We start from the raw sequence: 22,199 nt of genomic DNA, 5'->3' as shown, positions 1-22,199 counted from the left end.
ATTATTTCTTATCTTGTTTATATATACATACTTAAGGGATGCCCATAAGAGCAGTTATACTTGTATTCCTTCTCGCCATACTTAGCGTTTGGCAGGAGGCCCGGGCACAAAAGGGGCAGCAGGACCTGAACCTGAGCTACGGATTTGCCTCCACACCGGTCATGGTGCATGCCGTGTGGGATATTTTTACAGGCAAAACCAAACTGAACGTACTCGGCCCCGCAGGGATAGAGTATAACTACCACCTCAGCGAGCGGGTTATACTTGGCTTTGCCGGCTCTTATACACGCATTTCCTCCCGAAACCCGAGCTCAGGAGATTTACACTATCGGAGCAGTTACTACGCGGCCATGCCGCAGGTGCTCTTTTACCTGGGCAAAAAAGATAAGCTGGAAGTATACTCGGGGCTTTCGCTGGGAGTGGCTTACCATGATCACCTTCCTGCTGATGAACGGGCAGCCTACGGAGATGTGATTCCGGCCTTCCAGCTAACCGGCCTGGGCCTGAGGTCGAACAAGCGGAACAGTTTGTTTGCAGAGCTGGGCTTCGGCTACAAAGGCTGGCTTAACGTGGGGCTGAGCCACCGGCTGCGGGAGGTGAAAAAATAAAGCGAAGTATAAACAGCTGCTTATACTTCGCCCCGATAAGAATGGAATGGTATACTTTTTTACAGCGCCTTCAGCACCGCATAGAACAGCGCCCCCCATCCAACGATAAGCAGCGTGCCGCCGATGGGAGTGATGGCGCCCAGCCAGGTTACGCCTGATAAGATCAACACATAGAGCGAGCCGGAGAAGATCAGGATGCCCAGGAAAAAGCACCAGGCGGCCACCTGCAGCGCCGGTTGCTGCACCTGGAACAGGAGCAGGCCAACGGCCAGCAGCGCCAGCGTATGGTACATCTGGTATTTTACGGCCGTCTCGAAGGTGTCTACGCGGTTGGTGGCCTGCAGCATGGGGGCCAGGGCATGCGCGCCGAAGGCGCCGATGGCCACGGTTAAAGCGCCCAGCGCACTGGCAATCAGAAGTATGGTTTTCTGCGTCACGGTTTTAGGATTTGAGTGAGCCTGCAAGCAGGGGCAGGTATGCCGCAAAGGTACGACAGCAAAGTATAAAATGCAGCCCCGGCTATACTTTACTCAGCCTCCAGCGCCTCAATCAGCTGCTCCTCAAACTCTTCCTGGCTATCGTACTGATCAAAGCTCAGCGTTTTGCCCACCGCTTTCAGCTGCGTTACCACATCCAGGGCTACCACCAGGGGCTCGGCCTCTTTCCCCACCAGGTCGCTGTTCCAGTCGGCGCCCACCAGCAGCTCATCGCCATACATGCCCACGCACCAGTTCTCCAGGAACTCCACCAGCGTGATAGGCTCCGCCGTGTAGTCCGACCACTCATCCTCGGCGCAGGCCGCAGCGCCCTCCTTTTTAGACCAGAACAGGATCACCTCGGTCTCCTCATACTCCGAAGAGCTGGAGGTGGCCCAGGTTTCGTCTTTTGTCAATCCCCAGACCTCTTCCGTCTGCACAACATGCTTGATGAAGTCCTGGTAGGTGTGCTCGGTGTTGTTGTCATGCTGCGTCATACTTCGCGTTCTTTTGAGTTTAGGATTGATTTCCGGGGCAAAATACAAAATTTATACTTACATCAGCCATGGCTTACAGCGATAGCGCTTTATACAGGTTGGGGTAGTCCGAGATGAGGCCATCCACGCCAAGTTGTTTCAGCCTGCGCATCTCCTCCAGGCTGTTCACCGTCCAGGGCACCAGCTTCATGCCGCGCCCCTGTGTTGCCTCTACGAGAGCGGGCGAAACGAGTTTATAGTAGGGGCTGTAAATGTGGGGCGTAAAGCCCAGCAGGTCGAGGTTCTTCTCCAATCCCTTGGTGTTCTCCACCAGCAGCGAGGTTTTGATGTCGGGATGCTTGCGGTGCAGCGCCTGCAGCGTGCGCGGGTCGAACGACTGGATAATGGCGTAGGGGCGGATGTTCTTCGCGTCGAGCACGGCCACCAGCCGGTCCACAAACTCCTCCGGCGCGGGGTGGTATTTGCCGTCTCCGGCGGGACTGGATTTGGTTTCGATGTTATAAAACACCTGCGGCAGCCCGTGGTTTTGAAGGTAAGCCTGCACCGAGTCGATCACCTCCGCGAGCAGCGGCTTGTATGCTTTCATAAGCCGCTGCTCCGGGAACTTGCTGTAGAACTTAGAGCCTGCATCGAATTGGCGTATCTGGCTGTAGGGCATCTGGTAGAGCACATACTTTTTGGCGTCCTTCTGCGGAATCTCCTCGCCGCTAGGCAGCAGCTCATGCTCGCGGTTGATGAACGGGTCGTGGGAGAGGAGCACCTGGCCGTCCTGGCTGATGTGCGCGTCCATCTCCAACGTGGTCACCCCCAGTTCCAGCGCCTTGAGCATGGCCGGAACGGTATTTTCAGGCAGCAGCCCACGTGCCCCGCGGTGGCCCTCCAGGTCGAATTCAGGTAGTGGCGGAGTGGTGGCGGCAGGTGGTGTAAAACTCATGGTTTTGGAGGATGTGCAGGCGATTGAAAGTATAAAGGCAACAGGCAAAGTATAAAGTATGGCTTTCATCCTAAAGTATGATCTAAGTACAGGTGCCGCACCGGAGCTCTCTTTTTTGTGGGCCATGCTTTATTTATACTTGATGCATCTAAAAAGGCTGGGGATTTATACTTTCCTCAGCCTTCCGTTTTATTTCCTGCTATAATCGCGCGCGCCGAAGATGCCGCTGCCCACGCGGATCATGGTGCTGCCTTCCTCCAGCGCGATCCGCCAGTCGGAGGTCATGCCCATGGAGATCTCCTTAAAGTCATCGTTGCCCATAAAAAAGGTTTCCTTCAGGCGGTTAAAGCAATGGCGCAGCTGTTGGAATTCCTGGCGGAGCTTCTGCTCCTCGTCGGTGTTGGTGGCGATGCCCATTACGCCCGTGATGCGGATGTACTGCATCTGGCGGTACTCCTCTGTCTGCAGCAGCGCCTCGGCCTCCTCACAGGTCATACCATACTTGGTTACCTCGTCGGCGATGTTGATCTGCAGCATGCAGTTGATGGGCAGGGTGCGGCCATACATCTCGGCGCGCTTGTTTATCTCCACCAGCAGCTTCAGGCTATCCACCGACTGGATGGTATCGATGAACTCGGCAATATACTTTACCTTGTTGGTTTGCAGGTGCCCGATCAGGTGCCAGGCAATGTCGTGGGGCAGCAGCGCATACTTGTCCACCAGCTCCTGCACCTTGTTCTCCCCGAACAGGCGATGGCCGGCGTCATAAGCTTCCTTAATCACCTCCACCGGGTGCGTCTTGGTTACAGCCACCAGCCGGCAGGGGGTAGGCCGCAGCTGCTCATCAAAGTATAAAATGTTCTCTTGTATGCTCATAGTTCTATAGTATAATTCTGAATGAGTGATTGAGTGGATGCTTGAATAAATATCTGTTAACTTTCTAACTCCTAAACTCTCTAACTTTCTAACTCCCAAACTCCCAAACTTCCCTCAGTCTTCCAGCACGTTGGCGATAAAGGTGTTCTTCAGCAGCATCCAGATTAGCAGCAGGAGCAGTGCCCACTTCAGGTATACCTGGTAGTAATCCTGGGTGTCGCGGAAGCGCTTCTCGGTCACCTCGGTTTTCTCCATCTGGTTGATCTGCTGAAAGACCTGCTGCAGCGCGTTCCTGGAGTCGGCCCGGAAGAACTGCCCCTCCCCAATCCTGGCGATCTGGCGCAGGTTGCTTTCGTCCATCTGCGTCTCCACGTACAGCACCTGGCCTGAGCCATCCACATCGTAGGGTACCTGCCCATCTTTACCAATCCCGATGGTATAAAGTTTTATGCCGTAGCCATAGGCCAGTTGTGCCGCCAGTTCCGGGTCCAGGCTGCCGGCGGTGTTCTCGCCATCGCTGATAAGGATGATCACCTTGCTTTTGGCGTTGGAGTCGCGCATGCGGTTAATGGCCACGGCCAGCGCGCTGCCGATGGCCGTGCCGTCGTTCTGTATCATCTTAAACCCGATGGCGTCTATACTTTCGCGCAGCAGGTCGTAGTCGGTGGTGAGGGGGGCGAGGGAGTAGGCATCTCCGGCAAACACCACCATGCCGATGCGGTCCTGCACGCGGCCGTTGATAAAGCCCAGAGCCACGTCCTTGGCAGCCTCCAGGCGGTTAGGCTGAATGTCCTGCAGCTCCATGGAGCCCGACACGTCCAGCACCAGCACAATGTCAATACCTTCGGAGGTGAGCTCCAGCTGCTCGTTTACCCGCTGTGGCCGCGCCAGCGCCACCAGCACCAGCATGGTGAAGAGCATAAACACGAGCCTCGGCAAAAAGCGCAGCACGCTGCTCCACTGCAAGCCCACGCGCCCCTCAAACAGGGCCATGTCCAGCTTTTGCCGGGTGTTGCGCCGCAGTACGGATTTGAGCAGGAACAACAGCGGGACGACGGGCAGCGCGTAGAGCGCCAGCGGGTACACCCAATCGAAGGAGCGGAGGGTGCTATAGGTAAACCACTCCAGGCTCAGCCAATCCCACAAGTCTTTACTTACTTCTAGCATTTCTGATCAGTTCGCGGTGTAGTTTATAGCGTTCCTTCGAGAAGCGGCGCAGCATGCCCAGCGCCAGGTTCGTTTCGCCTTCCGACTCCGTCTGCAGGTGCCCGTAAATGGCTTTGTCGCAGATGCGCAGGGCCGTGTTTATCTCCTCATCGTTCCCGTAGAACTCCACAATCTCCTTGGTGGTAAACGAGTTGATGCCGCTCCGCTCCAGCTTGGTAAGGTAGTTCTTCCACAGCGCCACCGCCTTCTCCAGGCTCGACTGCACCCCCGATTTCTGGAAACGGTCCTTGTGCGAGTTAAAGCGGGAAGTATAGTACAGGTGGTCTTTGCGGAGACGGTAGAGTTTATACCTTCTCTTGATGGACTGCCCAAAGATGAGCCAGATCAGCGCCACCAAGGCAATAACTGTCGTCACCCAGAGCAGCATCACCGGCCAGTTGAAATGCTCCATCACCGGGGCCAGCTCCGTATCGGCCTTTACCTGCAGCGGCTCCTGCACCGTTTGCACCAGCTGCAGCAGGAACACTGTGCTGGCAGGGGAGAAAAGCTCCAGGGTGTCCTGCCCGCGCAGCACGTAGATCGGCAGCGCCAGCTGCTGCAGCGTGTCCGTCTCAAAGGTCCTTAACGTATAAATAGCGCTGTCGGTGCTGATGCCGGCACGGGTGGTGGTGGGGTAATAGGTGTTGCTCACCAGCTCAAAAGGGGCGAAGTCGTGGTTGGCAGCCGGAAGTATCACCTCCAGCGTGTCGGGGTGGCGGAGCACCAACATATACTGCACCAGCTCGCCCAAGCGAATGGTGTCGCGGTTAAAGCGGCCTTCGGGAGTGAGTGGCTGTTGTGCCTGCGCAGCCAGCTGCCACAGGGGCAGGAGCAAAAGGATGATCAGTTTACGCACTTTTCTTTGTAGACTTATTCCGGAGCCTGAACAGGTTCACCAGCTGCGGCACGTAATCCTCGTTGGTGTTGATGGCCAGGTAATTGGCCTGGTGCTTCTGGCAGAGGCGCATCAGTTGCTCCTGGTTTTCCTGGTATTGCGCCAGGTAGCGCTCCTGAAACTCCCTGCCTGAGGTGTTGAGCCACAGCGTGCGGCCGGTCTCCTTATCAAGTATGGGTACGATGCCCATGGCCGGCAGCTGCTGCTCCCGCACGTCGCGCAGGTGCAGCACAATCAAGTCGTGGCGGCGCGCCAGCATGCTCAGTTCTTTTTCATAGTTGATGTCGATAAAGTCGGAGAGGAGCAGGATAATGCTGCGGCGCTTGATAAGGTCGAGCGTCAGCTTTATACCGGCGGCCAGGTTGGTCCGGGTTGACTTGGGCACCAGCTCGTCCAGCGATTTGATGATAGCATATGCCTGCTGTATGCCTTTGGCTGGCTTCAGGTACTTTTCCTTCCGGTCGGAAATGCAGATAATGCCAATCTGGCTCTGCTGCCGCGCCGCCGACAGGGCCAGCACGCCGCAGATCTCCTTGCCCACGTCCAGCTTCTGTTGCTGGCCCGTGCCAATCCGCTGTGAGGCGCTCACGTCCAGCATCAGAAACACCGACTGCTCCTTCTCCTCCCGGTACGTTTTCACGAAGGTGCCGTGCCCCTTAGCCGAGACGTTCCAGTCGATGGAGCGCACGTCGTCGCCATACTGGTAGGCGCGCACGTCGTCAAACTCCAGCCCCGTGCCTTTAAACACAGATTGGAAATCGCCCTGCATTTGCGTGGTAATGGCTTTGCGGATGCGGATTTCATACTTTCGTAGCTTCTTTACAAGCTCTCTCATGAGAAGGTAAGCTGCAGTCTGATTTTAAAATTAAGCGATAAACTCGTAATATGCATCCGTGAAAAGACTTTTCTCTATACTTTTTTGCCTCAGCCTGCTCGGCTGCCAGCCCCAGGAGAACCAGAAACCTAAGGATATGATTCCGCAGGAGAAGATGGTACGCGTCCTGGCAGACATACACACGGCAGAGGCCCTGATCGAGGCGAAGGTGATTTACCCGGATACCGCCCTGATGACGTACAACCAGGAGCAGGAAAAGATATTTCAGAAGTACAACATCACGCAGGAGCAGTTTAAGGACACCTATGACTACTACCTCCAGAACCTGCGTGAGATGGACGCGCTCTACGAGATTGTGGTGGATACCCTGAGCATGCGCGAGACAAAGGCAGAGGCCGTCGAGGGTAAGCCGAGGCGCAACATCCCGGCGAGGGATAGAGAGCAGCTACAGGCGCAGTAGGCTACATCAGCTTACTGCCGTTGGGCACCTTGCCTGCCGGCTGCGCCAGCACAATATCGCCATTCTCATCGGCAAAGCCCGTTACCAGCACCTCCGACATATAGCTGCCGATCTGCTTTTTGCCCAGGTTGGTAACGCACAGCACCTGCATCCCCAAAAGTTTCTCCGGCTTGTAGTGCTTTGTTATCTGCGCGCTTGATTTCTTAATACCCAAAGGCCCCAGGTCTACCTGTACTTTATAGGCAGGCTTGCGCGCCTCCGGAAACTCCTCCGCCGCCACGATCGTGCCCACGCGTATATCCGTTCTCTCAAATTCCTGCCAGCTGATCTGCTCCATCGTTTGTGCGGGTATGTGCATGTGCTCTTCTATTTTTTTAGTTGATGCTGCTCAAGATAAGGATAAGTAACGAACCTACCCAGCCATACTTACCCTAACGTATACTTGCTGTTGCCAATTGTAGGCGTTACGGACCTGCAAGGGCATTTTAGCAACATAAGCGGCCTTGCTCCGTACTCCTATGCATCCGGCTTTAGCTCTTTGCCAGAGCCTGATAAAACTACCATTCGTACAAAACAAGAACTATGAAAAAAGAATCCGGAGCCACTATGTCCGTTTGGATGAACCAGGTGCAACTGCCCGCCACAACAACGCTGGCAGAGAACATAACGTGCGATGTGTGCGTGGTGGGTGCGGGCATTGCGGGACTCACCACGGCTTACCTGTTGGCAAAGGAAGGGAAAAAGGTAGTGGTGCTGGAGTCGAAGGATATCGGGGGTGGGGAGACGAGCCGCACCACGGCGCACCTCTCCAACGCCCTCGATGAGCAGTTCTATAACCTCATCAAGCTTTTCGGCAAGGATGGTGCCCGGCTTGCGGCGCAGAGCCACGGCCAGGCCATTGATAAGATAGAGGAAATAGCCAAGGATGAAAAGATAGACTGTGACTTTACCCGGGTTGACGGCTACCTGTTCGCCACCTCTCAGGAGGAAGAGCAGCAACTGATGCAGGAACTGGAGGCATTGCAGCAGATCGGCTGGCAGGATGTGGTGCTGCGCAAGCACTGCCCGGTGGATACCTTAACCACCTTCCCTTGCCTGCACTACCCCAACCAGGGGCGCTTCCACGTCATGAAGTACCTCAACGGCCTTGCCAACGCCATTATTGACAAGGGCGGGATGATCTTCACCAACTCCCATGTAAAGGAGTTCAGGTCAGGTCCGGTGGCGATGGTGGTTACAGCAAGCGATCATTCCGTTTCGGCTAACCACCTGGTGGTGGCTACCAACACGCCAATAAACGACAGGGTGACCATGCACACGAAGCAGGCACCTTACCGCACCTACGCCATTGGGGTGCAGGTGCCGAAAGACTCCGTTCCGGATGCCCTGTACTGGGACTTAAAAGACCCCTACCACTACATCCGTCTGCAAAAAGATACGGTAGGTGATGCAGACTTTGACATCCTGATAGTAGGAGGAGAGGACCATAAAACCGGTCAGAACCACGACCCGGCAACTTGCTTCAGAAGACTCGAAGACTGGACCCGCCATAAGTTCCCGATGGCGGAGCAAGTAAAGTATGTTTGGTCGGGGCAGGTGTATGAGCCGGTGGATGGCCTGGCATTTATTGGCCGCAATCCCGGCGACGAGGAGAACGTGTACATTGCCACCGGCGATTCAGGCCACGGTATGACGCATGGTACCATTGCCGGTATGCTCATCACTGATCTGATCATGGAGCGACCCAATCCCTGGGCCAAACTTTACGATCCTGCCAGATCACCTATGAAATCAGTTGGGGAGTTTTTGAAGGAAAACCTGAACGTGGCGGCTCAGTTTAAAGATTATGTAACTCCAGGCGAGGTGGAGAATCAGCTGGACGTGCTGCCCGGTACGGGCCGCATCATGCGCAAGGGGGCGCAAAAGATAGCCGTTTACTGCGACCAGGATGGCGTGCGGCACCAATGCTCGGCGGTATGCCCGCACCTGGGATGTTTGGTCAGCTGGAACAGTGTGGAGAGCTCCTGGGACTGCCCATGCCACGGTTCCCGCTTCGATCCGTTTGGCAACGTGATAACAGGCCCTGCCAGTTCGAACCTAGGCCCTGTCAGCTAATAATGTAAAAGCTAATTCTATTCATTTATACTTTGGAGGCTTACCGGTTACGTTACTGGTAAGCCTCCAGCTTTTTAAGGCGGGTCTCAATTCTGGCAGCCCATACTTGTTGCTCCTCTTTGTCTAATCCGTGGCGGGAGACCTCATCAAACAGATCCTGCTCCGCTTTCCACCTTTTAAAGGCATCGTTCACCACCAGGCTTAGTTTTGTCTTCAGGTTAGCGCAGCTGATCTGTTGCAGGTCGTGGCGCAGCTGGCGGGCGTGCACCTCCGTCAGATCGAAGTGGAGTTGCTCGTGCGCCAGCAGTTTCTCAGAGCTTTTCCTCTTGGACCAGGATTCATGCGGCAGGAAAACACATTTTACCGTGTACGTATACTGGTTGTTTTTACAGCTCGCATTCACGGCCAGGTTGGCTGCCGTCAGGGCATGGTGGGGGGTAGCGTCATCGGGTTGGCCCTTAAAGTCCTCCCAATTTAAGCGGCGGTCTGCGGACCACACAACATACTCATTTTTAGTATTTTCTACAGGAAGTGTTGCAGCTATACTTGCAGCAGGAGGTACTGCGGCAGACACACCCGGAGAAAACAATGGCAGCAGTATCCTTGCCCAGAACGACAGGAACAGGGTAAAGGTAAACATGTAGGACTTTGGCTAAAAGTTGATACTGTTTCTGGAGGGGTAACGGCAACCGGCTGTAAAAAGTGCCCTTGATTTGTACTTTACCTGAGTAAGAAACGTGCGCTCAGGTTTTGAAACCTGATTGTGAGCAAGATAGCGGCAATAGAAAGTCCTGTCAGCAGCCCCAGCCAGATGCCATTTACCCCGAAGCCGGCCTTGAAGCAAAGCAGGTATCCTACCGGGAGCCCCACTACCCAATAGGCAAGTAAGGAGATAAGCCCGGGAACCCGGACATCCTCCAGCCCCCGCAGGGCGCCCAGGCCCACCACCTGCACACCGTCCGAGATCTGGAACAGCGCCGCGATGACCAGCAGGCCAGAGGCCAGTTGGATCACCTCCGGGTCATCAATGTAAAGCATGGGGATGAACTCGTTGAACAGTACCATCAGCAGCCCGCTGCCGATCATAAAGACCACGCCCATCATCAGGTTACTGTAACCGGCCACGCGCATGGCTTTGTAGTTGCCAAGGCCTTTCTGGTTGCTGACCCGGATGGTGGCCGCTGCCGCAATGCCGCTTGCCATCATGTAGGTAACGGAAGCAATGTTGATGGCGATCTGATGTGCCGCCAACTCTACGGCGCCGAGCCACCCGATCATCACGGCCGAGAAGCTGAAGGCGCCCATCTCAAAGACCATCTGTCCCGAGATCGGAAGGCCCAGCTTAAACATCCGGTAAATGTGCACGAAGGAGAGGTGGCGCAGGCGTAGAAACCGCCGGAAAATATCGAAGCGTTTAGCATATAGCACCCATGCCGCCATTGCCAGGGCCATCACTACCCGCGAGATAAGGGTAGCCCACGCGGCCCCGAGCAGCCCCATGGGCTCGAGCCCGAGTTTACCGTAAATCATGATATAGTTGAGCACCACGTTCAGGGCATTGGCAAGTATGGTGATATACATGGCCTGCTTCGTGAAGGAAAGCCCTTCGGCAAACTGCCGGAAAGCCTGAAACACCATGAGCGGCACCATCGACAGGAACAGCACATTCAGATAGGGAATGGCCAGTTCCACCACTTCCGAAGGCTGCTGCAAAACCGAGATGTAGGGCGACAGGAAATAACCTGCTACGAAGAGCAGGATGCCCAGTAATACGTTACAAACAAGCCCGTTGAGCAGCAGGAGGGAGATACGGGTATAGTTACGGCGCCCGTCCGCAGCAGCGATCAAGGGCGTAAGGCTATAAGAAACGCCCAGGCCAAACACCATGGTGATAGTGAAAATGCTATTGCCCAAAGAGGCGGCGGCAAGCGGCAGGGTGCCTATCTGTCCTACCATCAAGCTATCAATCACGCTCACCATGATATGGCCTAACTGGCTCAGCACCACCGGATAGGCGAGGGTAAAGTTCTTGGAGAAGTGTTGCTTGTATTCGGGGATGTCCATACGGCGGTGATCAGGCTGATAAGGCCGCGAAATTAGTGGAAATAACCGACTTTTGCCTTACTGGCGTTGGATTTCAAAGACCATGAAGCCTGTTGGATCCTGCAAATCGCTTTAACCGCGTCAACGATTCATACTTGCTAACGCTCGCAGACACCTTATACTTCTGATTCCGACAGGCCTTGTCAGGCATCAGAAGTATACTTTGTTACCGGTCCCTCTCATCCGTGATCAAAAGGGCCAGGCCTTGCCGGAGGCGCTGCATGGCTTCCCGTAGCCGGCCCGGTTCGATGGCAAAGGACATGCGCACATGGCCGGGAGCCCCGAAGCTGTCGCCCGAGGCAAGTTCGAGGTTGTAGCAGCCGCGTAGGTAGCGGCAGAGATCGGGCGTGGTTTTAATTACGTCACCGGTGATGCTGGTGTAGTGGAGGTAGTAGCTGAGGTCCGGGAAGAAATAGTAGGCTCCGTCGGGGAGGTAGTAGCTGATGTGCGGTATGGCATCCAGGCCTTGCTGCATGATCTCCCGGTTCCTGGCCAGTACCTCCTGCATGGGCGGCAATGCCTGCGCACGCGCCTTCAGGGCAGCCTCGGCGGCATCCTGCACGAACACGCTTGCCCCGGAGAGGGTGGCCTGCTGGAAATCTATGCAGCGTTGTATCAGGTCTTCTGGCCCAAGTATAAACCCGAGCCGCCAGCCCGACATGGCAAAGGATTTGGAAAAACCGTTTACGACGATGGTTCTGGCCGCTTTCGCCCCCTGGCAGGAAAGGATAGTAGTAAAAGGCCGGCCGTAAGTAACAAGGTCATATATTTCATCGGAAATAAGGTATAGGTTCGGGAAATCATTTACTACCTCTAGTAGCGCTTCGAGCTCGTGCTTGGTGTACATACGGCCCGTCGGGTTGCCGGGGTTGGTAAGCAGCAGGATGCGGGTGCGGTGCGTGAGCGTGCCGCGCAGCATGTCGGGCGTCAGCTTATACCCGTCCGAGAGATGGGTGGGCAGGGCTATTCCCTTGGCGGGGCTATACTTAAGCAATTCTTGAAAGCCGAACCAGGCCGGCGTGGGCACCACTACTTCATCGCCCTCCTTCAGCAGCACCGTGAAGAGGTTGAACAAGGCCTGTTTCGCCCCGGGCGTTACGAGCACCTGTTCCGGCTGCACCTCCACGCCATCGGCTTTATACTTCTGGCTGATGGCTTTGCGCAGGGAGAGTGTACCCGCAGTGGGGCCGTAAAACGTTTTGCCGTTCTGCAGCGCCGCGATGGCCGCCCCGGTGGCTGCCTCCGGGCTCCTGAAGTAACTGCTGCCTGCAGCTAGCGAGATAACCTCCATGGTTTGAGTAAGTAAATTTGGGGGTGAGAGAGTTAGAAGTATAAAAGTATGATTTTTTAGTCGATGCTGAAAAGCACGTCGGCAAAGCCCTGGCGGTTGTCGTAGAAAACAGTTTCCGGTCTAAAGCCGCACTGCCGTCCCATCTCCTCTACCTGCGGGATGGTGTACTTGCAGGAGTTCTCGGTATGGATGGCTTCCCAGGAATCAAAATGCACCGTAAGACCGGCTTTTTGAATATACACTTCCTGTTCGGCCTTGCTAACCAGGAAGCTGCGCATCACGCCTTCCTGCGGGTTGTACATGGCGTGGTGGCTGAACTGATCCACCTTAAAGTTAGCGTCGAGTTCCCGGTTTATGCGGTGCAGCAGGTTCAGGTTGAAGGCCGCAGTCACGCCGCTGGCATCGTTGTAGGCCCGCAGGATAGTGGCCGGATCCTTGCGCAGGTCCACGCCCATCAGCAACTGGTCGCCGGGACTGAGGTAGCTGCGGATGCTGCGCAGGAAATTTATACTTTCATCAGGTTTGAAGTTGCCGATGTTGGAGCCCAGGAACAGCACCACCTTGCGCCCCGGCTTGTTCTCCTGCAGCCACTCCAGCGCCTGGAAGTACTCGCCCACCACGGCCTCCACCTGCAGCTGGGGCAACTGCTGGCGCATGTTGTCCGAAAGCTGCCGCATGGCATCCCCAGAGATATCCACCGGCACGTAATCGAATTCTTTCTGCTGGCCGGAGAGTCCCTGTAACAGGATCCTGGTCTTGAGGGCATCGCCGGCACCCAGGTCTATGAGGTGAAAAAAGCCTCTCCGGGAGAAAAGCTGCGCCATCTCATACTTGTGCTGCGTGAGCACCTCCAGCTCGCTGCGCGTCAGGTAATACTCGGGCAGCTCCATAATCTGCTGGAAAAGCCTGCTGCCGGTGCCATCGTAGAAGTAGCGGGAGGGAAGCGTCTTTCGTGGCTGGCGCAGGCCCTCGGCCACATCGCGGGCAAAGGCGGATATATCGTTGGAGCCATCCTGCCGGCGGCTGAGTTCTATCATCGGGAATTGTGTTGTGGGGATACCCATAGGTTTATTTTGATGCAGCCAGTCTGATGCCGTTGTACTGCCAGCGCTTGTCGGGGTGGAAAAAATTACGGTAACTGGTCCGGATGTGGCTTTCGGGGGTGGCGCAGGAGCCGCCGCGCAGCACCATCTGGTTGATCATGAACTTGCCGTTATACTCGCCCACGGCCCCGGGCGCCTTGGAGAAGCCGGGGTAGGGATGGTAGGCGCTGTAGGTCCATTCCCATAAATCGCCGTAGAGTTGCTGCACGCCTTCTGCCGCCGGGTCTGCCGCGGCGGGCTCCAGCAGCCCGCTCTCCACAAAGTTGCCTTTCTGCGGCGGGTATACCTGTGTGGCGGCCTCCCACTCAAACTCCGTTAAAAGCCGCATGCCCGACCAGTTGGCAAAGGCATTGGCCTCGTAAAAGCTCAGGTGGCAGACCGGCTCGTTCGGGTCTACCGGCTGCAGGCCGTGCAGCGTGAAGCGGTGCCACGCCTCTTCCTGCTTTACCCAGTACAGCGGGGCCTCCAGCCGCTGCTCCTTCACCATCGCAAACCCCTCGTCCAGCCAGTGCCTGAAATCCCCGTAGCCGCCATCCTCCATAAACGCCAGGTACTCGCCGTTGGTCACCAGCCGGTTCATCACCTCAAAATCCTCCAGGAGCACCTCGTGCACACCCAGTTCGTTATCAAAACAAAAGCCGTCACCCTGAAAGCCGATGTTATACTTTCCGCCCGGCACCTCCATAAACCGGGCGTCGGTTTTTATACTTTGCCGCTGGTGCTTTGGCAGTGGCAGGTAGACCGGCAGCATTGGGTTGGTGCCCAGGATATACTTGATGTCGGTGATGAGCAGCTCCTGGTGCTGCTGCTCGTGCTGCAGGCCCAGTTCCAGTAGCGGCAGAAGCTTCACGATCTTGTCCTCCGGCAGCTCCTGCAGCAGTTTGTTCATGTGCTCCGTCACGTGGGTGCGGTAGGACAGCACATCGCGCAGGGGCGGGCGGGTAATGGTGCTGCGCTGGTGGCGCAGCACGCGGCTGCCCAGGCTGTTGTAATAGGAGTTGAACAAATAGGCGTACTGCGGGTGGAAGATCTTATACCTTGGCAGGTGCTCCTGAAGTATGAGCGTCTCGAAAAACCAGCTGGTATGCGCCAGGTGCCACTTGGGCGGGCTCACGTCCACGATGGGCTGCACCACCGTGTCCTCCGGCTCAAGGGGGGCGCAGATGGCTTCGGTGCGTTGCCTGATTTTATTGAATCGTTCGCGTAGCGCTTGCGTGGCGGAGGCGGCTAGTATAGTCATTGGGGCTGTATTATATGCTCAGAAGGCTTAAGGTAATGCATGCGATGGCTGCAAAAGTGCTCGGTTTCATACGTACAGATCAGTACAGTAACAACACCCCACGTCTCTCATAGCAGTTATATGTTCTTCATTTACGGCAAAACCGGCGATTATGGTTTATCTTGCCACCTTGAACGGTACCAGAAACATGAGCCTGCAACTAAGCTTTTCCCCGCATACGCTTCAGTTTAAGTTCGATGCGCGCACCAGCCGCGGCGCCATCTCGGAGCATAAAGTTTACTTTGTAAAAGTATGGGACACAGCAACGCCCGAAGTATACGGACGCGGAGAGTGCGCCCCGCTGGCAGGCTTAAGTTTGGATCATCGCCCGGACCTGGAGCAAAAGCTGCGGCAGGTGGCGGAACTGGTGAACAACCAGCAGGTAGAACTGAGTGTGGACGCCGAGTTGCCGCAGGAACTGGGGCTGCAGGAGTGGCCCGCGCTGCGCTTCGCCCTGGAAACCGCCCTGCTGGACCTGGAGAACGGCGGCAAGGGCCTGCTCTACGACAATGCCTTCAGCCGTGGCGAGGCGGGCATCCCCATAAACGGACTGGTGTGGATGGGCGACCGGGACTTCATGCAGCAGCAGATCGAGCAGAAGCTTAAGGACGGTTATACCTGCCTGAAACTCAAGATCGGCAGCCTGGACTTTACCACCGAGCTGGAGCTGCTGCAACGTATACGGGAGGTGGCCGGAGCAGACCGGCTGACGGTGCGCGTGGATGCCAACGGCGCCTTCCCGCCGCAGGAGGCTTTTAAAAAGCTGGAGCGCCTGGCAAAGTATGAGCTTCACTCCATTGAGCAACCCATCAGGCAGGGCCAGCCGAAGGAGATGGCACAGCTCTGCGCCTACACGCCCGTGCCCATTGCCCTGGACGAGGAACTGATCGGGGTGCGGGAGCCGCAGGCAAAGGAGGCGCTGCTGGAACGTATAAAACCGCAGTACATCATCCTGAAACCGACGTTAGTAGGTGGCCTGGCTGCCAGCGCCGAGTGGATACGGATGGCTGAAGAGCGACGCATGGGCTGGTGGATGACTTCCGCGCTCGAATCCAACATCGGCCTCAACGCGATTGCCCAGTTCACGGCCCGGTATCAAATCACCTTACCCCAGGGGCTAGGCACCGGGCAGCTCTACCACAACAACATCCCCTCACCGCTGCAGATCCGGCAGGGGGAGCTGTGGCGGGGGATTTGAAGATTTGAAAATGTGGAGATTTGGATATTGGAAGATGTGGTAAAGGGCTAATTCGAAAATGTAGTAATTTGGAGGTGAGTTTAAAGTATAGCTCCTGGGGTGGCGTGAGTGCCTGGAGGAGCATTTGTACTTATACTTATACTTATACTGCAGGCAAGCTTGTTAGGCTTTGGCTGTGAATGTAGTAAGTATAAAGTTATACTTTGGAGGCAGCTAAATGTATAGCGAACGGAAGCTTGAGGGTTTCTGCTATAAAGTATGGCGTTGGTCACCGCTGCACTAAGGGCCTATGCTACCCTCATAAACTATGCTTTTACATTAAAAAAATTCCTTCATCTTCAAATTTCCAAATCTACTTATCAGCTCACGTTCGTGGTCTTGATCAGGAGCTTTCTATACTTGGTGAAGATGCTGGACTTGGAGACGAAGCCAAGGTAAATGCCCTCCCGGAGCACGGGCAGGTTCCAGGCGCCGGACTCGTCGAACTTCTTCATCACCTCAGCCATGCTATCGTCGTAGTCTACAAGGGCGGGGGGCTTTATCATCAGCTCTTTTACCTTCACCTGGCTATATTTCTCGGTTTTGAACATGATACCGCGCACGTTCTCCAGCAGGATCACACCGTCCAGCCTGCCGTCTGCCGTTACCACCGGAAACAGGTTGCGGCGCGAATGGGTAATCACCTCCACCAGCTCGCCAAGCGTGGCCTCTGGCAGAATCGGTTGAAACTCCGTCTCGATCAGGTGCTGAATCTTCAGGATGCGTAGAATCGTGCGGTCCTTGTTGTGTGTGAGCAGCTGGCCTTTCTGTGCAAGTTTCTTCGTGTCGAGCGAGTAAGGCTCAAAGTATTTCACCAAGGCAAACGAGCTGGCTGCCACGATCATCAGCGGGATCATCAACGTATAGCCACCGGTTATCTCCGCGATGAGGAAGACAGCGGTGAGCGGCGCATGCATCACCCCGCTCATGATGCCGGCCATGCCCACCATCGAGAAGCTGCTGGTAGGCAGGTTGCTGATGTGGAGCATGTTGATGATGCGCGAGAAGAAATAGCCCGCACTGGCCCCCACAAACATAGACGGGGCAAAGTTGCCGCCATTGCCGCCCGCGGCGATGGTGATGGTGGTGGCAAATACCTTAACCAGCGCCAGCGCCCCCACAAAACCAAGTATGAGCCACTCGTTGGTGCCAAAGAAAGCCAGCCAACTATCCTGCAGCAGCAGTGGCGCATCACCGCGCTCCAACAGCCGGATGCCGTTGTAGCCTTCCCCGAAGAGCGGCGGGAACAGCATGATGAGCAGGCCCAGCAAAGCACCGCCAACGACGGCGCGCTTCAGGGCCGAGGTCTGGTACTCCTCAAACAGCTCCTCCACCCACAGGGCCATGCGCGTATAGTAGACCGATATTATGCCGCAAAGGATGCCCAGCAGCACATAGAACGGGACATGTTCGGCGGCGAAAAACTCGGTTTTGCTGATGTTGAAGAGAATATCCTCCTCCAGAATGATCTTGGAGCTGAGCGCGCCCACTACCGCCGCGATAATCAGTGGTATGAAGGCGGAGATGCTGATGTCGGTGAGGAGCACCTCGATGGCGAACAGCACGCCGGCAATGGGCGCGTTGAACACGGCAGCTATACCGGCCGCGGCGCCTGCGGCCAGCAGCAGGGTGCGGTCGCGGTAGTTGAGGTGGTACTCGCGGCCATAGTTGGAGCCAATGGCGGAACCCGTGACCACGATCGGCGACTCTAGTCCGGCCGAGCCGCCAAAGCCCGACGTAATGCCGCTGGTCAGCACATGCGAGAACATCTTGTGCCGCTCCACCAGGCTGGACTTCTGCGAGATATTGAACAGCACATTAGCCGTGCCGCGCCCAATGCTGCCCTTAAAGAACACCTTGACAATGAGCACGGTCAGCAGGATGCCAATGAACGGGAATACCACAAGCCAGTACGGCTGGTCGAGCAGGCGGTTGCCGTAGGCCAGAAGCACCTGTATATAGTGCACCAACGACTTGAGGATGACCGCCGCCACGCCGGCCGTCAGGCCCACCAATACACTCGAAACCAGCATAAACTCCCGGTCGGAGGTATGGCGGCGCAGCCATAGCAGTGGTATTTTTGTTTTCTTGTACGTAGAAGGCATTTATGCAGAACTGCCTGAGGGTGCTTCGTCTATAATCCTGCAAAATTAGGCAGACCTGCGCCCAAGGACAATAAAAAGTTGCACTCTTTTGACCTGGCTATTTCTAAAAATGTTTGTCCGCAGGCTAACCCCAAGCCCGCTTTCACTGTTAATATAGAGGCGCTTCTTCCAGCGCGTATGTTTAACGTAACAAATACTGTATGGGGAAAGGGGTGGATCATCCTTTATTTAACCTTGAACTCGCCGCAGAGCGTGGGCCGTTCCATGTGATTGGGGATGTGCATGGCTGCTTTAACGAGCTGATGGAACTGCTGAGGCAACTGGACTACCAGGTACGCTTTGACAAGGAGGAAGGCCGGTATGAGGTCGCGCCTCCAACGGGAGCCAAAGCTGTATTCGTGGGCGACCTGGTAGACCGCGGCCCCAACTCGCCGGAGGTGTTGCGCCTGGTAATGGATATGGTGGAGCAGGGGACGGCCTACTGCGTGAGCGGGAACCACGATGACAAACTGCTGCGCCTGCTGCTGGGCCGCAATGTGCAGGTGCGCCATGGCCTGGAACTCACAAAGGCGCAGCTGGAGCCGTACGACGCCGTGTTCCGGGAGCGGCTAAAGCATTTCCTGAGCACCCTGCCACACCACGTGATACTGGACGAGGGGCGGCTGGTGGTGGCGCATGCCGGACTGGAGGAAAGGCTGCACGGCCGCAACACCAAAGGAGTGCGCGAGCTCTGCCTCTACGGCCCCACCACCGGCGAAACAGACGACAAAGGGCTGCCGATCCGCCTGGACTGGGCCGCTGACTATTGCGGTAAAGCGATCGTGGTGTATGGCCATACCCCGGTACAGGAGCCGAGATGGCGCAATAACACCATCAACATTGATACGGGCTGCGTGTTTGGGGGGCGGCTCACTGCCCTAACCTATCCCGACCACATTCTTACTTCTGTGGAGTCGCACCATACCTATGCCGAGTCTGTGAGGCCGTTTATACGGTATCACCAGCAGCATCACCCATCTCCTTCTCCTTCTTAGCCTTCTCCTCCAGGTACTTGTCGTGGCTGATGTGCTGCTCCAGGTGCGCTTTTACCAGGTATGCCCTGAACTCCTCCAGATCGGTCTTCTCCCAGAACGGTATCCTGTTCTGCACGGCGGTGCGGCCTATCACGTGGGCTGCCACCGGTGCCGTTATGGAGGTGAACCCGATGATGGCCAGAACCTTCAGCAGCACCCCGGGCTGGTTAAAGTATATCGCCATACCCAACAGGATCAGCCCCAGCCCCAGCGTAGATCCTTTGGTGATGGCGGACATGCGGATGTAAAAGTCGGGGAAGCGGAGCAGCCCGATGGAGGCGATGAGCATGAAAACAACCCCCGCAAGTATGAAAAAGCAGCTTATTACCTCCTTTACCAGCACCCAGTCTATACTTTGCTCCATGGTTTATTTCGTTATCCTCATGATGTAAAATGCAAACGAGATGGAACCCAGAAATCCGAACAGCGACAGGATCATGGCCACATCTATAAAATCCTCGTTGTGGGTCAGCTCTGTGTAGATCACGATGATGCCGATCACGTTGGCCACAAACAGGTCGAAGGCCGTAACGCGGTCGGGCAGGGTGGGGCCGATGGCGAAGCGGATAGCGGTGAGCAGCAGGCAAATGCTCAGCATTACCATGGCAATAATCAGCGTTATTTGGAAGATGCTCATGCGGTCAGTTCTAAAATTCTACGTTCAAATCCATTCTTAATGTGGAGTTTGAGTTGCTCCACATCGCCATGCCGCAAGTATAAAGTATGGACATAGAGTGTACTACGGTCGTCGCTCACGTCCAGGCTGATCGTGCCGGGCGTAAGGCCTATCAGGTTTGCCAGGAGGGTTATCTCCAGGTCGGTGCTGGCTTTCAGGGGTAGCGCGAATACGGTTGGCTGCAAACGGTAGTTCGGCGTGATGATGTCATAGGCGATCTTCAGGTTAGCCACAAGAAGCTCCTTCAGGAAGAACGCGATAAAGTACGCCAGCTTCGGAACCTTCCGGAAGTATGAACGCCGGTAAAAATAGGAGCCCAGCCAGAAGAGCAGGAATACCGCCGCGAAGAGCAGGGTGGTGCTCAGGGCAGTGTAGGGCACCCGGGCGCCGGGGAACTGAAAATAGGTGTACACCACCGCAGCCGCCAGCATGATATGTAAGAGTAGAAGCTTCATGATTGCATCCTTTATTTTGCCCTGTTATTAGAAAGTACTGTATCTGTATAAGTGCCGATGTGCAGCAGCCCGTTTGCCGCCCGCTCTGAAAGCCGCACCAGTGGCCGCGCATAGAGGCCCGTAAAAAGTATAAACGCCAGCAGCAGCACAATGGGTAGGTACAGTTGCCACAGCCGGAGGGGGTTTATAGGCGCCATAGCGATATCTTTCTTAACGGCCACGGGCCTGGGCTTCCAGAATACCTCGTTCCAGATCTTCGTCATGGAGAAGAGGGTGATGAGGCTGACGCAGAGCGAGACGGCCACCAAGGTATAGTTACCTGCTTCCAGGCCTGCCCGGGCCAGCATCAGTTTGCCCCAGAAGCCGGACAGCGGTGGCGTGCCCGCCAGGCTAAGCGCCGTCAGCAGGAACAGCACCGACAGCACCGGCTGCAGCAGGTACACGCCCCCCAGCTTTTTGAGCGAGAAGGTACGGTAGCGCTGCGCCACCACCCCGCTTATCAGAAACAGGTTTGTTTTCACGAAGATATTGTGGATGATGAAAAAGATGCTTCCGGCTATAGCCAGGGGTGTGTAAATGGCCAGCCCCATTAGCATGTACCCGATCTGGCTGATGATGTGGAAGGAGAGGATCTTCTTGAAGTCGGTCTGGGCAGCGGCGCCAATAACCCCGATGAGCATGGTAAAGCCGGAAAGGATGGCCAGCAGCGGCAGCATAAACCCCTGGTCGCTGACGAAAAGGAGCGTGAACAGCCTGATCAGCGTATACATGCCTGTTTTGGTGATGAGCCCGGCAATAAAGGAGGAGATAGCAACCGGGGGCGTGTGGTAGGAGGCCGGAAGCCAGAAGAACAGCGGGAAGATGGCAGCCTTGATGCCGAAGCCGACCAGGAAAAAGACGCTGGCCATACTTAGCAGGGGCAGGTTCGGGTGCTCCGGCTGCCGCACCAGCAGCGCCAGTTCCGCCAGGTTCAGCGAGCCGAAGAGGCTGTAGGTAATGCCCACCCCGGAGAGCAGCAGCCCCGAGGCCAGGAAGTTGATCGTCACATACTTGATGGCGCCCTCCAACTGCCCCTTGCCGCCGCCAAGGCTCAGCAGCGCAAAGCAGCAGATCAGCAGCACCTCGAACCACACGTACAGGTTGAAGAGATCACCGGTAAGGCAAACGCCGGCCACCCCCATCTGCAGGAGCAGCATCAGGGGGTAATAACCGAAGCGCCTGCGCGTTACATCCAGTCCCTGCAGGGAGAAAAGGTATACCGCCAGCCCGATGATGGCGGCAGACGTCAGCATCATCGCGCTGAACACATCCGCCGCCAGCGTGATGCCGTACGGGGCCGGCCAGTTGCCCACCTGAGTGGCTATCACCTCCAGCGCCAGCACCCGCCGCATCAGCATAAAGGCACACAGCAGCCACGCAACCTGCGCCAGCCCTGCCATCACGGCCATCCACTGCTCCCGCTGCCAGAATGCCAGGCAAAGCAGGGCGCCGTAAAGTGGGATCAGCAAAGGCAAAACGAGCAGTAAGTCTGATGGCATATAGTGTGGTTAGCGGTATCGTTTCTGTTGTGACAGGGCTGGTTCAGAAGGTACTCTGCAACTTCAGGCGGCGGCACGGCCTACTGCGCCTCGTTCTCTTTCTGCAGCTCGTCGAGGTTGTTCGATTTAAAGGTCATGTATACCCGACGGATCAGCACGATGGAGAAGGCCTGTATCCCAAAGCCTATCACGATGGCGGTGAGCAGGAGCGCCTGCGGCACCGGGTCGGCATAAGGCTCGACCGCAACGGTTTGCTCCTCGTTGATGATGGCGCTTCCACCCCGCGTAAGTCCCCCGATCACGAACAGGAACAGGTTGGTGGCCAGCCCGAACAGGATGAGGCCCAGTATCACCTTGAACAGGTGGCGGTGCAGGATAAAGTATAAACCAGCGGCAAAGAGCGTCCCAACCATTAACGGAAGCAGTGTTTCCATACT

General features: G+C 56.1%; 24 protein-coding genes. 5 read left to right on the top strand and 19 right to left on the bottom strand.

Annotated features, from left to right (window positions below; translation table 11 throughout):
- Window positions 1-38 precede the first annotated feature (38 nt).
- Window positions 39-608, top strand: coding sequence for a hypothetical protein (locus A3841_RS04295; protein ID WP_073851062.1), 570 nt, complete (start codon window positions 39-41; stop codon window positions 606-608).
- A 59-nt stretch (window positions 609-667) separates the two neighbouring features.
- On the opposite strand, the gene A3841_RS04290 is transcribed toward A3841_RS04295, so the two are convergent.
- From A3841_RS04290 to A3841_RS04260, 7 genes are all read right to left on the bottom strand, one after another.
- A complete protein-coding gene (locus tag A3841_RS04290; RefSeq protein ID WP_073851061.1) occupies window positions 668-1,045 on the bottom strand; it encodes a DUF423 domain-containing protein in 378 nt (125 codons plus the stop codon).
- 89 nt (window positions 1,046-1,134) lie between these two features.
- Window positions 1,135-1,581, bottom strand: a complete 447-nt coding sequence (locus A3841_RS04285) for a DUF2750 domain-containing protein (protein WP_073851060.1) — start codon at window positions 1,579-1,581, stop codon at window positions 1,135-1,137.
- Between the two features lie 73 nt (window positions 1,582-1,654).
- Window positions 1,655-2,641, bottom strand: a complete 987-nt coding sequence (locus tag A3841_RS04280) for a glycerophosphodiester phosphodiesterase (protein WP_235861292.1) — start codon at window positions 2,639-2,641, stop codon at window positions 1,655-1,657.
- A 63-nt stretch (window positions 2,642-2,704) separates the two neighbouring features.
- Window positions 2,705-3,391 carry a YggS family pyridoxal phosphate-dependent enzyme gene (locus A3841_RS04275; protein WP_073851058.1) on the bottom strand — a complete coding sequence of 229 codons (687 nt, stop codon included), beginning with the start codon at window positions 3,389-3,391 and terminating at the stop codon, window positions 2,705-2,707.
- Window positions 3,392-3,505: 114 nt separating this feature from the next.
- Window positions 3,506-4,558: a vWA domain-containing protein gene (locus tag A3841_RS04270; protein ID WP_073851057.1), complete on the bottom strand. Its 1,053-nt coding sequence runs from the start codon at window positions 4,556-4,558 to the stop codon at window positions 3,506-3,508.
- Window positions 4,542-5,453 (bottom strand): hypothetical protein, encoded by a 912-nt coding sequence (locus A3841_RS20185; protein WP_073851056.1) that lies wholly within the window; start codon window positions 5,451-5,453, stop codon window positions 4,542-4,544. Before A3841_RS20185 ends, A3841_RS04270 begins: the two co-directional genes overlap by 17 nt.
- Window positions 5,446-6,327: a DUF58 domain-containing protein gene (locus A3841_RS04260; RefSeq protein WP_073851055.1), complete on the bottom strand. Its 882-nt coding sequence runs from the start codon at window positions 6,325-6,327 to the stop codon at window positions 5,446-5,448. Before A3841_RS04260 ends, A3841_RS20185 begins: the two co-directional genes overlap by 8 nt.
- Before the next feature lie 58 nt (window positions 6,328-6,385).
- Between A3841_RS04260 and A3841_RS04255 the strand changes: the two genes are divergently transcribed.
- Window positions 6,386-6,787 (top strand): DUF4296 domain-containing protein, encoded by a 402-nt coding sequence (locus tag A3841_RS04255; RefSeq protein ID WP_235861291.1) that lies wholly within the window; start codon window positions 6,386-6,388, stop codon window positions 6,785-6,787.
- A gap of 1 nt (window position 6,788) precedes the next feature.
- Here the strand turns inward: A3841_RS04255 and A3841_RS04250 are convergent, their stop codons facing one another.
- Window positions 6,789-7,145: a tRNA-binding protein gene (locus tag A3841_RS04250; protein ID WP_083610211.1), complete on the bottom strand. Its 357-nt coding sequence runs from the start codon at window positions 7,143-7,145 to the stop codon at window positions 6,789-6,791.
- Between the two features lie 224 nt (window positions 7,146-7,369).
- Here A3841_RS04250 and A3841_RS04245 point away from each other — a divergent pair, with 224 nt between their 5' ends.
- Complete coding sequence (locus tag A3841_RS04245) at window positions 7,370-8,902, top strand: FAD-dependent oxidoreductase (protein WP_073851054.1); 1,533 nt, start codon at window positions 7,370-7,372, stop codon at window positions 8,900-8,902.
- 52 nt (window positions 8,903-8,954) lie between these two features.
- Here A3841_RS04245 and A3841_RS04240 read toward each other — a convergent pair whose 3' ends face one another.
- The 5 genes from A3841_RS04240 to egtB form a co-directional block, all read right to left on the bottom strand.
- On the bottom strand, window positions 8,955-9,542 hold the full coding sequence (locus A3841_RS04240) for a DUF922 domain-containing protein (RefSeq protein WP_073851053.1): 588 nt from the start codon (window positions 9,540-9,542) through the stop codon (window positions 8,955-8,957).
- A gap of 80 nt (window positions 9,543-9,622) precedes the next feature.
- The gene (locus A3841_RS04235; protein ID WP_073851052.1) at window positions 9,623-10,966 is read right to left on the bottom strand and encodes an MATE family efflux transporter; all 1,344 of its coding nucleotides are present in this window, start codon (window positions 10,964-10,966) and stop codon (window positions 9,623-9,625) included.
- A gap of 205 nt (window positions 10,967-11,171) precedes the next feature.
- Complete coding sequence (locus tag A3841_RS04230) at window positions 11,172-12,296, bottom strand: aminotransferase class I/II-fold pyridoxal phosphate-dependent enzyme (protein WP_073851051.1); 1,125 nt, start codon at window positions 12,294-12,296, stop codon at window positions 11,172-11,174.
- A 56-nt stretch (window positions 12,297-12,352) separates the two neighbouring features.
- On the bottom strand, window positions 12,353-13,360 hold the full coding sequence (gene egtD / locus A3841_RS04225) for an L-histidine N(alpha)-methyltransferase (protein ID WP_073851050.1): 1,008 nt from the start codon (window positions 13,358-13,360) through the stop codon (window positions 12,353-12,355).
- A gap of 4 nt (window positions 13,361-13,364) precedes the next feature.
- Entirely contained in the window at window positions 13,365-14,639 is a 1,275-nt protein-coding gene (egtB, locus tag A3841_RS04220) for an ergothioneine biosynthesis protein EgtB (RefSeq protein WP_073851049.1), read from the bottom strand.
- A gap of 187 nt (window positions 14,640-14,826) precedes the next feature.
- Here egtB and A3841_RS04215 point away from each other — a divergent pair, with 187 nt between their 5' ends.
- Complete coding sequence (locus A3841_RS04215) at window positions 14,827-15,876, top strand: o-succinylbenzoate synthase (RefSeq protein WP_073851215.1); 1,050 nt, start codon at window positions 14,827-14,829, stop codon at window positions 15,874-15,876.
- Between the two features lie 359 nt (window positions 15,877-16,235).
- On the opposite strand, the gene A3841_RS04210 is transcribed toward A3841_RS04215, so the two are convergent.
- The gene (locus A3841_RS04210; protein WP_073851048.1) at window positions 16,236-18,020 is read right to left on the bottom strand and encodes a chloride channel protein; all 1,785 of its coding nucleotides are present in this window, start codon (window positions 18,018-18,020) and stop codon (window positions 16,236-16,238) included.
- Between the two features lie 212 nt (window positions 18,021-18,232).
- Between A3841_RS04210 and A3841_RS04205 the strand changes: the two genes are divergently transcribed.
- Window positions 18,233-19,054 (top strand): metallophosphoesterase, encoded by an 822-nt coding sequence (locus A3841_RS04205; RefSeq protein WP_235861290.1) that lies wholly within the window; start codon window positions 18,233-18,235, stop codon window positions 19,052-19,054.
- Here the strand turns inward: A3841_RS04205 and mnhG are convergent.
- The 5 genes from mnhG to A3841_RS04180 form a co-directional block, all read right to left on the bottom strand.
- Entirely contained in the window at window positions 19,008-19,457 is a 450-nt protein-coding gene (mnhG, locus tag A3841_RS04200) for a monovalent cation/H(+) antiporter subunit G (RefSeq protein ID WP_073851046.1), read from the bottom strand. The genes A3841_RS04205 and mnhG overlap by 47 nt on opposite strands.
- 3 nt (window positions 19,458-19,460) lie before the next feature.
- The gene (locus A3841_RS04195; RefSeq protein WP_073851045.1) at window positions 19,461-19,730 is read right to left on the bottom strand and encodes a monovalent cation/H+ antiporter complex subunit F; all 270 of its coding nucleotides are present in this window, start codon (window positions 19,728-19,730) and stop codon (window positions 19,461-19,463) included.
- Window positions 19,727-20,224 carry a Na+/H+ antiporter subunit E gene (locus A3841_RS04190; protein WP_073851044.1) on the bottom strand — a complete coding sequence of 166 codons (498 nt, stop codon included), beginning with the start codon at window positions 20,222-20,224 and terminating at the stop codon, window positions 19,727-19,729. The genes A3841_RS04195 and A3841_RS04190 overlap by 4 nt, the downstream gene beginning before the upstream one ends.
- Before the next feature lie 11 nt (window positions 20,225-20,235).
- Entirely contained in the window at window positions 20,236-21,762 is a 1,527-nt protein-coding gene (locus tag A3841_RS04185) for a proton-conducting transporter transmembrane domain-containing protein (protein ID WP_073851043.1), read from the bottom strand.
- A gap of 80 nt (window positions 21,763-21,842) precedes the next feature.
- Window positions 21,843-22,196, bottom strand: coding sequence for a Na+/H+ antiporter subunit C (locus tag A3841_RS04180; protein ID WP_073851042.1), 354 nt, complete (start codon window positions 22,194-22,196; stop codon window positions 21,843-21,845).
- Between the last annotated feature and the right edge of the window lie 3 nt (window positions 22,197-22,199).

The organism is Pontibacter flavimaris, from assembly GCF_001907195.1.
In the GTDB taxonomy this organism is placed as follows: domain Bacteria; phylum Bacteroidota; class Bacteroidia; order Cytophagales; family Hymenobacteraceae; genus Pontibacter; species Pontibacter flavimaris.
The sequence above is the reverse complement of the archived record's forward strand: the minus strand, read 5'-3'. Positions and strand labels throughout refer to the sequence as shown.

What these genes read in the sequence shown, in the direction of transcription:
- A3841_RS04295 (WP_073851062.1), top strand. Translation starts at nt 39, where the DNA reads ATGCCCATAAGAGCAGTTATACTTGTATTCCTTCTCGCCATACTTAGC.
- A3841_RS04275 (WP_073851058.1), bottom strand. Translation starts at nt 3,391, where the DNA reads ATGAGCATACAAGAGAACATTTTATACTTTGATGAGCAGCTGCGGCCT.
- mnhG (WP_073851046.1), bottom strand. Translation starts at nt 19,457, where the DNA reads ATGGAGCAAAGTATAGACTGGGTGCTGGTAAAGGAGGTAATAAGCTGC.
- A3841_RS04195 (WP_073851045.1), bottom strand. Translation starts at nt 19,730, where the DNA reads ATGAGCATCTTCCAAATAACGCTGATTATTGCCATGGTAATGCTGAGC.
- A3841_RS04285 (WP_073851060.1), bottom strand. Translation starts at nt 1,581, where the DNA reads ATGACGCAGCATGACAACAACACCGAGCACACCTACCAGGACTTCATC.
- A3841_RS04280 (WP_235861292.1), bottom strand. Translation starts at nt 2,641, where the DNA reads ATGGCCCACAAAAAAGAGAGCTCCGGTGCGGCACCTGTACTTAGATCA.
- A3841_RS04180 (WP_073851042.1), bottom strand. Translation starts at nt 22,196, where the DNA reads ATGGAAACACTGCTTCCGTTAATGGTTGGGACGCTCTTTGCCGCTGGT.
- egtD (WP_073851050.1), bottom strand. Translation starts at nt 13,360, where the DNA reads ATGGGTATCCCCACAACACAATTCCCGATGATAGAACTCAGCCGCCGG.
- A3841_RS04260 (WP_073851055.1), bottom strand. Translation starts at nt 6,327, where the DNA reads ATGAGAGAGCTTGTAAAGAAGCTACGAAAGTATGAAATCCGCATCCGC.
- A3841_RS04185 (WP_073851043.1), bottom strand. Translation starts at nt 21,762, where the DNA reads ATGCCATCAGACTTACTGCTCGTTTTGCCTTTGCTGATCCCACTTTAC.
- A3841_RS04250 (WP_083610211.1), bottom strand. Translation starts at nt 7,145, where the DNA reads ATGCACATACCCGCACAAACGATGGAGCAGATCAGCTGGCAGGAATTT.
- A3841_RS04270 (WP_073851057.1), bottom strand. Translation starts at nt 4,558, where the DNA reads ATGCTAGAAGTAAGTAAAGACTTGTGGGATTGGCTGAGCCTGGAGTGG.
- A3841_RS04245 (WP_073851054.1), top strand. Translation starts at nt 7,370, where the DNA reads ATGAAAAAAGAATCCGGAGCCACTATGTCCGTTTGGATGAACCAGGTG.
- A3841_RS04240 (WP_073851053.1), bottom strand. Translation starts at nt 9,542, where the DNA reads ATGTTTACCTTTACCCTGTTCCTGTCGTTCTGGGCAAGGATACTGCTG.
- A3841_RS04190 (WP_073851044.1), bottom strand. Translation starts at nt 20,224, where the DNA reads ATGAAGCTTCTACTCTTACATATCATGCTGGCGGCTGCGGTGGTGTAC.
- A3841_RS04210 (WP_073851048.1), bottom strand. Translation starts at nt 18,020, where the DNA reads ATGCCTTCTACGTACAAGAAAACAAAAATACCACTGCTATGGCTGCGC.
- A3841_RS04215 (WP_073851215.1), top strand. Translation starts at nt 14,827, where the DNA reads ATGAGCCTGCAACTAAGCTTTTCCCCGCATACGCTTCAGTTTAAGTTC.
- A3841_RS04230 (WP_073851051.1), bottom strand. Translation starts at nt 12,296, where the DNA reads ATGGAGGTTATCTCGCTAGCTGCAGGCAGCAGTTACTTCAGGAGCCCG.
- A3841_RS04235 (WP_073851052.1), bottom strand. Translation starts at nt 10,966, where the DNA reads ATGGACATCCCCGAATACAAGCAACACTTCTCCAAGAACTTTACCCTC.
- egtB (WP_073851049.1), bottom strand. Translation starts at nt 14,639, where the DNA reads ATGACTATACTAGCCGCCTCCGCCACGCAAGCGCTACGCGAACGATTC.